The 8,438-nt window shown below is 59.5% G+C and carries 8 protein-coding genes and 2 rRNA genes; 4 read left to right on the plus strand and 6 right to left on the minus strand.

Annotated features, from left to right (window positions below; translation table 11 throughout):
- Nucleotides 1–337: 337 nt before the first annotated feature.
- The 4 genes from ACXWUF_RS14165 to ACXWUF_RS14180 form a co-directional block, all read right to left on the minus strand.
- The gene (locus tag ACXWUF_RS14165) at nucleotides 338–568 is read right to left on the minus strand and encodes an FmdB family zinc ribbon protein (RefSeq protein ID WP_458498151.1); all 231 of its coding nucleotides are present in this window, start codon (nucleotides 566–568) and stop codon (nucleotides 338–340) included.
- Nucleotides 569–604: 36 nt separating this feature from the next.
- Nucleotides 605–1,027: a protoporphyrinogen oxidase HemJ gene (hemJ, locus tag ACXWUF_RS14170; protein ID WP_458498152.1), complete on the minus strand. Its 423-nt coding sequence runs from the start codon at nucleotides 1,025–1,027 to the stop codon at nucleotides 605–607.
- Between the two features lie 3 nt (nucleotides 1,028–1,030).
- Nucleotides 1,031–1,540, minus strand: coding sequence for a TlpA family protein disulfide reductase (locus ACXWUF_RS14175; protein WP_458503296.1), 510 nt, complete (start codon nucleotides 1,538–1,540; stop codon nucleotides 1,031–1,033).
- A 68-nt stretch (nucleotides 1,541–1,608) separates the two neighbouring features.
- A complete protein-coding gene (locus ACXWUF_RS14180) occupies nucleotides 1,609–2,583 on the minus strand; it encodes a Tim44 domain-containing protein (protein ID WP_458498154.1) in 975 nt (324 codons plus the stop codon).
- Between the two features lie 263 nt (nucleotides 2,584–2,846).
- Here ACXWUF_RS14180 and ACXWUF_RS14185 point away from each other — a divergent pair, with 263 nt between their 5' ends.
- From ACXWUF_RS14185 to alr, 4 genes are all read left to right on the plus strand, one after another.
- Nucleotides 2,847–3,518: a Bax inhibitor-1/YccA family protein gene (locus tag ACXWUF_RS14185; RefSeq protein ID WP_458498155.1), complete on the plus strand. Its 672-nt coding sequence runs from the start codon at nucleotides 2,847–2,849 to the stop codon at nucleotides 3,516–3,518.
- Between the two features lie 221 nt (nucleotides 3,519–3,739).
- Complete coding sequence (gene hldE / locus ACXWUF_RS14190; protein WP_458499366.1) at nucleotides 3,740–5,161, plus strand: bifunctional D-glycero-beta-D-manno-heptose-7-phosphate kinase/D-glycero-beta-D-manno-heptose 1-phosphate adenylyltransferase HldE; 1,422 nt, start codon at nucleotides 3,740–3,742, stop codon at nucleotides 5,159–5,161.
- A gap of 2 nt (nucleotides 5,162–5,163) precedes the next feature.
- Complete coding sequence (gene dnaB, locus ACXWUF_RS14195; protein ID WP_458498157.1) at nucleotides 5,164–6,561, plus strand: replicative DNA helicase; 1,398 nt, start codon at nucleotides 5,164–5,166, stop codon at nucleotides 6,559–6,561.
- On the plus strand, nucleotides 6,561–7,637 hold the full coding sequence (alr, locus tag ACXWUF_RS14200) for an alanine racemase (RefSeq protein WP_458498158.1): 1,077 nt from the start codon (nucleotides 6,561–6,563) through the stop codon (nucleotides 7,635–7,637). The genes dnaB and alr overlap by 1 nt, the downstream gene beginning before the upstream one ends.
- Nucleotides 7,638–7,741: 104 nt before the next feature.
- Here alr and rrf read toward each other — a convergent pair.
- Both rrf and ACXWUF_RS14210 read right to left on the minus strand, forming a co-directional pair.
- A 5S ribosomal RNA gene (gene rrf, locus ACXWUF_RS14205) occupies nucleotides 7,742–7,855 on the minus strand.
- Between the two features lie 105 nt (nucleotides 7,856–7,960).
- Nucleotides 7,961–8,438: ribosomal RNA gene (locus ACXWUF_RS14210) — 23S ribosomal RNA — on the minus strand; the annotation flags it as partial.

Raw genomic sequence — 8,438 nt, forward strand, 5'->3', positions numbered from 1 at the left:
GAAAGGCTTTCACTGCCTGACGCACCGGATAAGGAACCACCTGGATGACTTCGTGGATTACTTTTTTTCACTCTCTGCGGGGCTATGGAACCATAAAATCTCTTCATCATCAGTGGCTTAGCATCGGATACAACTCTAATGATTTCTGGCAGGATCGCTCGTTCCCACGCGCCGCATCATTGCCATTAAGTTAAGAAAACCGAGCGCTGTAACTGCTGGAGTCCGAACTTTAGTTTGGACGTTTTTCAACCGCTTAAGCCCTTATCCAAACTAAAGTTCGGACCCCAGATCGACTTAACTTAACGGCAATGACGCGGCGCGTGAGAGCGAGCGAATATTAATGATGACTATGCCCACACATCCCCGACCCACAACCCTGCGCCACCGGCACGCCACACGGCGCCACTTCTTGATAACGGCTGGAAGAACCGCCATGCACAGCGGGTGCCGACAATAGTTTTTTCACTTCACCACCGCATTCCGGGCAGTTGGGCGCGGGTTCGCTGATTTTATGCATGGCGGTGAAAGGGTGGGAACAAGACTTACACTGATAATCATAAGTAGGCATGGCGGATAACCTCGACAAATCAAACTAAAATAAAAATCAAAAGGGTTTAACAACGGCTAGCACAATAATTCCGAATAAGAACAACACCGGAATCTCATTGGCCCAACGGAAAAAGATATGGCTGTGGGTATTGCAATCATGCTTGAAATCATTCAGCCAGCGACCGCACTGAACGTGATACCCCACCAACAATATCAGCAGAAATAGTTTGGTGTGCAGCCAGCCACTTTTTCCATAAGCCGCCCAAGCAGAATCACCCAGCATCCAAACGCCGAATACCCAAGTCAACACCATGCCCGGCGTCATAATGCCGTAATACAGTTTGCGCTCCATGATTTTGAATCGTTCGATGCTAGGCGCGTCGGAACTCATGCAATGGTAAACGAACAGCCGGGGCAGATAAAACAAGCCAGCGAACCAAGTCACCATGAAAATCAAATGGAAAGCTTTCAACCACATGAATTAATTCTCCCCGAGCAGGCGCTCGATTTGCGCTCCCAATTCCGCCGCGTGAATCCGTCCCAAACCATGGAGAACGATGCGGCCATCGGGCGCGATTAAAAAACTATTGGGCACCAATTCGACCCGTCCGAACGCCTCGATGAGTCGGCCCAGCGGATCGAGCGCCACGTTATAAGGCAGTTGTCGGCCTTCCGCCAAGGCCACCACCCGGTTGGGCGGGTCGTAGGGCATCGCCACCGTGATGACCCGCAAACCCCGTGGGCCATAGTCTCGATGGAGCGCGGCCAAGTCGGGCATTTCCTCAAGGCAGGCCCGGCAATCGCTGGCCCAGAAAGCCACCAAGACCGGCTGGCCGCGCCAGTCGCGCAGCCTGATCCGCTCGCCCTTGAGGGTGGTGAATTCCACGTTGGGGGCACGGTCACGAGTGAGCCACCACCCACCGACGCCCGCCCCCACAAGGACGGCGAGCAATATCGAGGTGAAGACAAGGCGGGTTTTGGCGCTGGTCATGGAGGCTGACAAATGAAGGCCGACGGGAACCCTAGATTCCAGTCGGCCTTGTGTGCGGGGGCTTAGGCTTATTCTTCGACCTGCTGAATGCCGTCCAGGAACCACGTCGGCTGACGGCTGTTGCGGGAGCGGGTGAAGTGCCAGACCTCGCGGACTTGGGCGGGCGCGGCACCCGGCGCTTCGCGGAGCTGCACGTCGAACAGCACCGCCGCTTCACGATCCGATCCCACGTCCTGCACCTCCAGGATTTCCGCCTCGACCTTGAGCAGCTCGGTGTGGTTGGCGACACCGCCACGGGCGCGAATCTGGTCCTGTAATTCGCCAAACACCTTATCGGTGGTCAACGCCCGCAGTTCGGCCAAATCGCCCGCATCCCATGCCTTCTGCATCATCGCGTAAGCGGATTTGGCGCCATTCGCGAAGGCCACCGCGTCGAAATCGGCGGGGAACGCTGGCGCTGACGCCGCTGAGCCACCAAACCCGGCACCGCCCTTACGAGACAGGATATCGGTGTTGAAGTCAGCCCGGCCCGTCGGGGATTCATGGCTTTGCCGTTGATAAGGACGCTCCACCTCGTCGGCTTCGTGAGCTACTGGATAGTAGCCTGCGGGTGTCGCCGCGCCTTCGGTGGCCCGCCGCCGCGCCGCCAGGAACTTGAACAGCATGAACGCGATCACGCCGAATAGCAGGATGTCGAGAAAGTTGATGCCCTCGAAGCCGCCGCCGAACAGCATGGCGCCGAGCAGGCCACCGAGGGCCAAGCCACCCAGCATCCGCATGAAGCCGCCGCGTTGCGCCAGGGAATCACGAATCCCTTGGTTACGTTGCTGTGCCGCCGAATAAGCCGGTTGCTGTGCGCCCATGCCCGGTTGGCTCATGCCAGGGGACGTGGCGCTGGGCGAGCGTTGGTAAGGCGCGCTATAGGAGGGGCGGCTGCCGAAGGATTTGCCGCCACCCATTCGGGCGGCGAACGCTTCACTGCCCGAGAGGGCCAGGGTGAGCGCGAGTAATGCGCTGAGAACCATTCCGGTCGTCTTGTTCATGGATTACCTACTCTTATGGTCAAGGATTATGGTGCTTTATATGGTGTTGGTTCGTTAAAAATCAAGCCCGGGCGCGTTCTGCGTCAATCCCATTTCCCGCTCCATCCCGCTGGGGAGATGGCATAACACCAGTTCAGAAATCAGGCGGAAAAGTCGTTCTCGGAATGACGACATGATGAACTCCTCGGGCGGTTTTCATGGATGGGCAAAACTACTGTACCATTTTCGGGTCCAAGCTTCGTTTAACCCAAAGGAGATTACTCATGAGTCAACCCAATCAAGCCGTCATCCGCACCCCGGCGAGCGTGCTGGAAACCAACAAGGTTATCCGCAACACCTACGCCCTGCTGTCCCTGACCCTGCTGTTCAGCGCGGCCACCGCCGGCTTGTCCATGGCGCTTAATTTGCCCCATCCCGGCGTCGTGATAACACTGGTCGGCTATATCGGGTTGCTGATGCTGACCACCAAATTCCGCGACAGCGTTTGGGGCCTGGCGTGCGTCTTCGCCCTCACCGGCTTCATGGGGCTGACCCTGGGGCCGATCCTTAACGCCTACATAGGCCACTATGCCAACGGCGGCCAAATGGTGATGACCGCCCTGGGCGGCACCGGCGTGACCTTCGTGGGCCTGTCCCTGTACGCCCTGACCAGCCGCAAGGATTTCAGCTACATGGGCGGCATGTTGAGCGCGGGCATCCTGGTGGCCTTCCTGGCCGGACTCGCGGCCATCTTCCTGCCGAGTATGCCGGGTCTCGCCATCGCGGCTTCCGCCATGTTCGTGGTGCTGATGGCCGGGCTGATCCTGTTCGAGACCAGCAACATCATCCATGGCGGCGAAACCAACTACATCATGGCGACGGTGACGCTCTACGTCGCCATCTACAATATGTTCACCAGCCTGCTGCACCTCCTGGGCGTGTTCAGCGACGATTGATTCCCTCGCCGACTGATCCGGCTCGCGGGCGGCTCGACCGCCCGCCTTCTTCTCTAGCCATTTCCCCTAGGCGCGGGCTTTTTAAGCCCACCACCTAGCGCGGCTGTCGCGGGCCAAAGGCCCGCTCCCACATTGTCTGACTTGAGCATGGGCGGGCGGCCTGAATCCGAAACCCGGCAACCCGTGCTATCCTATCGCCCCTCTTCCGCTCCATATTCATCATGCAACTCCCTGATTTTCATACCGCCCGCGTGCTGGTGGTGGGCGATTTAATGCTCGACCGCTACTGGCACGGCGGCACCTCGCGCATCTCTCCCGAGGCCCCGGTGCCGGTGGTGCGGGTGCAAGGCGTCGAGGAGCGGGTGGGCGGGGCGGGCAATGTGGCCCTCAATCTTGCCACCCTGGGCAATCCCGTGGACCTGCTGGGCTATTGTGGCCGCGACGAGGCGGGCGACAGCCTGATAGCCCTGTTGGATAAGGCGGGCATCGCCTCTGCCATCGAGCGGGTGCCTGGCCTCCCCACCATCACCAAGCTGCGGGTTTTGAGCCGAAATCAGCAATTGATCCGGCTGGATTTCGAGGAGCGCTTCCACGGCATCGACCCGGCACCGCTGGCCGACCGTTTCGCGACGAGGCTGCGCGGCGCCGACGCGGTGGTGTTGTCCGATTACGGCAAGGGCACGCTGGCGGATGCTCCGGCGCTGATTGCGCTGGCCCGCGCCGCTGGCAAGCCAGTGCTGGCCGATCCCAAGGGGACCGATTTCGATAAGTATCGCGGTGCCACCCTCATCACGCCCAACCGGAGCGAATTCGAGTCCGTGGCCGGAGCCTGCCGGGATGACAATGAATTGGTGGAGAAGGGACTCGCCATGTTGGCGCGGTTGGAACTGCAAGCCCTGCTGATTACTCGCGGCGAACAGGGCATGACCCTGTTGCAATCGAGCCAGCCAGCCTTGCACCTGCCCGCTCATGCCAAGGAAGTCTATGACGTGACCGGCGCGGGCGACACGGTGATTTCCGTGTTGGCCGCCGCCCTGGCCGCGGGTTCGCCCTTGGCCGAAGCCACCCAGATGGCGAATCTGGCGGCTGGCATTGTGGTGGGCAAGCTGGGCACCGCCAGTGTCAGCCGGGAAGAACTGGATTATGCGCTGCACGGTCAACGCGCCCATCGACGCGGCGTGATCGACCTCACGGGCCTGTTGCCGGTCTTGGCGCTGGCCCGCCGCGAGGGGGAAAAGATTGTCGCCACCAATGGCTGCTTCGATATCCTCCATCCGGGTCACATCCATTATCTCCAGCAGGCCCGCGACCTGGGCGACCGTCTGGTGGTGCTGGTCAATAGCGACGCCTCGGTGCAGGGGCTGAAAGGCGAGAACCGCCCGATCAACTCGCTGGAACACCGCATGGCGATGCTGGCGGCGCTGGAATGCGTGGACTGGGTGGTTCCTTTCGAGGAAGACACGCCCCGTGACGCCATCGGTCAACTGCTTCCCGACATCTTGGTGAAAGGGGGCGACTATCAAACCATTGAAGATATCGCCGGGCACGACCATGTGCTGGCCCACGGCGGTGAAGTGAAACTGCTCGGCTTCGTCGATGGCTTCTCCACCACCCGCATCATTCAAACCATACGCAACGCCTGAACATGGCAGAACGCACCAATAGACGCAGGGATGAAAGTGTTGAAGCCCTGAAAATCCCGCCTCATTCGATCAATGCCGAACAAGGGGTCATCGGCGCACTCATGCTGGACAAGCAAGCCTGGGACAGGGTGGGGGATGTTCTCATTGAGGATGATTTCTACCGCCGTGACCATCAGCTTATTTTCAAGGCCATCAAGATTCTGGCCGAGAAAGACTCCCCGCTGGATGTCATCACGCTGTCGGAAGCCATGGAGCAATTGGGTTGGCTGGAAGACGCGGGCGGGCTGGCGTATCTCGCGACCTTAGCCAAAGAGACGCCCAGCGCGGCGAATATCGTGGCCTACGCCGAGATCGTCCGGGAGAAGTCGGTGCTGCGCCAGCTCATTATCTCGGGCAGCGAGGTCGCCGACCTGGCCTATTTTCCGCAGGGGCGGAAAACCATCACGCTCATTGATGAAGCGGAGAAAAAGGTTTTCGGCATCGCCGACAAGTATCGCCGCAAGGACACCGGCTTTAGGCCCATCAAACCCTTGGTGACAGCCGCCATCGACCGGATCGAGACGCTCTACCATAAGGATGGCCATATCACCGGCGTCAGCACCGGCTTCACCGACTTCGATGAAATGACCTCGGGCCTACAGCCGTCCGACCTCGTCATTGTGGCGGGCAGGCCGTCGATGGGCAAAACAACCTTCTGCATGAACGTCGCCGAATATGTGGCCCTCAAGGAGAAGCTGCCGGTGGCGGTGTTCAGCATGGAAATGCCGGGGGAACAACTAGTGATGCGTATGCTTTCGTCCCTGGGCCGCATTGACCAGCATCGGGTGCGTACCGGCAAGCTGGAGGAGGACGATTGGCCGCGCCTGACCATGGCCGTCAATTTGTTGGGGGAAACCAAGCTGTATATCGACGATACCCCGGCCATGACGCCCACCGAGGTGCGGGCGCGCTGTCGCCGTTTGGCCCGCGAAAACGATGGAAAACTAGGTTTGGTGGTGCTGGATTATTTGCAGCTAATGCAATCGCCCGGCGCGGAGAACCGCGTCAACGAAATCTCCGACATTTCCCGCTCCCTGAAGGCGCTCGCCAAGGAACTCAGCGTCCCGGTTATCGCCTTGTCCCAGCTTAATCGCGGTTTGGAACAGCGCCCCAACAAGCGGCCCATCATGTCGGACCTGAGAGAATCGGGCGCCATCGAACAGGATGCCGACATCATCGTGTTTATCTACCGCGATGAGGTATACAACAAAGAGCCGGACAACCCCAACAAGGGCACCGCCGAAATCATTATTGCCAAGCAACGCAATGGTCCCATCGGCGATGTGCGGCTGACCTTCCTGGGCCAGTACACCAAATTCGAAAACTTCATCTCTGATTCCTACGCCTCGGAGGAGTTCTAGTGATTCGCTCCGCCCACGCCACTATCGACTTAGGAGCGGCCGCCCATAATTTGGCGCGGGTGCGTTCATTCGCCCCCAAAGCAAAAGTCATGGCGGTCATCAAAGCCAATGCTTACGGCCACGGCATGTTGCGCATCGCCCGGAGCCTGCCGGATGCGGATGCTTTCGCCGTGGCTCGGCTGGACGAAGGCTTGATGCTGCGTGAGGCGGGTTTCCGGCAGCGTATTGCCGTGCTGCAAGGTTTCATCAACCGGGATGAATTGGAACTTCACGCCGCCCATCGTTTGGAACCAGTGGTCCACTCGCCCTATCAAGTTGAATTGCTGGAGCAGACGCCGCTGAGGGAACCCCTGGCTATTTGGGTCAAACTGGACACGGGCATGCATCGGCTAGGACTGCTTCCCGATGAATTCAAAGGCTATTTCCACCGCCTCCAAGCGTGCGCCTCGGTGCGCCAGCCAATTCCGGTGATGACTCACCTCGCCAATGCCGACATGCTGCAAGATAGCCTGACGGATCGGCAGTTGACGTTGTTTAGGAAAACACTGGCGGAAGCGCCAAATGAATGCAGTATCGCTAATTCGGCGGGCCTTCTGGCTTGGGAACAGGCACGCGTCGAATGGATACGACCGGGCGTAACACTATACGGCATTTCGCCTTTTCCCGACCGAACAGGCATTAGCGAGGGACTCAGGCCAGTCATGACCTTCCGCACCCGATTGATTGCCATCAAGCAGATTGAAACGGACTCGGCAGTAGGCTATGGCGGGGATTGGGTTTGCACACGTCCCACCCGCTTGGGGGTGGCGGCGGTGGGTTATGGAGATGGGTATCCCCGCCACGCGCAATCGGGAACCCCGGTGTTAGTGTGTGGACAACGGGTGCCGCTGATAGGCCGGGTATCCATGGACATGATTACATTGGATTTGACGGACTGCCCGGAGGCGAGAGTTGGGGACGAGGTAGTTCTGTGGGGGAATGGCCTGCCGGTGGAGGAAATCGCTTCCCATGCCTCGACAATTCCTTATGAACTAGTGTGCGGGATAACCCAGCGGGTAAACATGGTGGAAGTCTGACCCCGGAGGAGGGAGGACGGGGTGAGTGGGGATGGGATATCAACGGACTCTTAAAGACGGAAGCCCCCGGCCTCCAGAGGGAGGGCGGGGGTCCGTGGATGGGTGCCTGGCGGTGCCCTACTTTCGCGCGGGTGGTCCGCACTATCATCGGCGCGGGGCGGTTTCACTTCCGAGGTCGGGATGGGGTCGGGTGGTTCCCGCCCGCTGTGGCCACCAGGCGAAGCCTGTCGTGGTTGGAGCGGAGCCTGGTTCGCTCTCTGGCCCTCAACGCTGGAAAACGTACACGGCGCGTGTGTGTCCGGCCCACACCGCTTGGGCGTTATATGGTCAAGCCTCGCGGGCAATTAGTACAGGTTAGCTTCAGCCATCGCTGGCCTTCCACACCCTGCCTATCAACCTCGTGGTCTTCGAGGGCCCTTCGGGGGACTCTCAGGTCCCGGGGAGATCTCATCTTGGGAGGGGCTTCCCGCTTAGATGCTTTCAGCGGTTATCCCGTCCGCACGTAGCTACCCGGCAATGCCATTGGCATGACAACCGGAACACCAGGGGTGCGTTCACTCCGGTCCTCTCGTACTAGGAGCAACTTCCCTCAAATCTCCAACGCCCACGGCAGATAGGGACCGAACTGTCTCACGACGTTCTAAACCCAGCTCGCGTACCACTTTAAATGGCGAACAGCCATACCCTTGGGACCGGCTACAGCCCCAGGATGTGATGAGCCGACATCGAGGTGCCAAACACCGCCGTCGATATGAACTCTTGGGCGGTATCAGCCTGTTATCCCCGGAGTACCTTTTATCC

Source organism: Methylomagnum sp. (genome assembly GCF_054333355.1).

What these genes read in the sequence shown, in the direction of transcription:
- ACXWUF_RS14180 (WP_458498154.1), bottom strand. Translation starts at nt 2,583, where the DNA reads ATGAACAAGACGACCGGAATGGTTCTCAGCGCATTACTCGCGCTCACC.
- dnaB (WP_458498157.1), top strand. Translation starts at nt 5,164, where the DNA reads ATGGCAGAACGCACCAATAGACGCAGGGATGAAAGTGTTGAAGCCCTG.
- hldE (WP_458499366.1), top strand. Translation starts at nt 3,740, where the DNA reads ATGCAACTCCCTGATTTTCATACCGCCCGCGTGCTGGTGGTGGGCGAT.
- ACXWUF_RS14175 (WP_458503296.1), bottom strand. Translation starts at nt 1,540, where the DNA reads ATGACCAGCGCCAAAACCCGCCTTGTCTTCACCTCGATATTGCTCGCC.
- hemJ (WP_458498152.1), bottom strand. Translation starts at nt 1,027, where the DNA reads ATGTGGTTGAAAGCTTTCCATTTGATTTTCATGGTGACTTGGTTCGCT.
- ACXWUF_RS14165 (WP_458498151.1), bottom strand. Translation starts at nt 568, where the DNA reads ATGCCTACTTATGATTATCAGTGTAAGTCTTGTTCCCACCCTTTCACC.
- ACXWUF_RS14185 (WP_458498155.1), top strand. Translation starts at nt 2,847, where the DNA reads ATGAGTCAACCCAATCAAGCCGTCATCCGCACCCCGGCGAGCGTGCTG.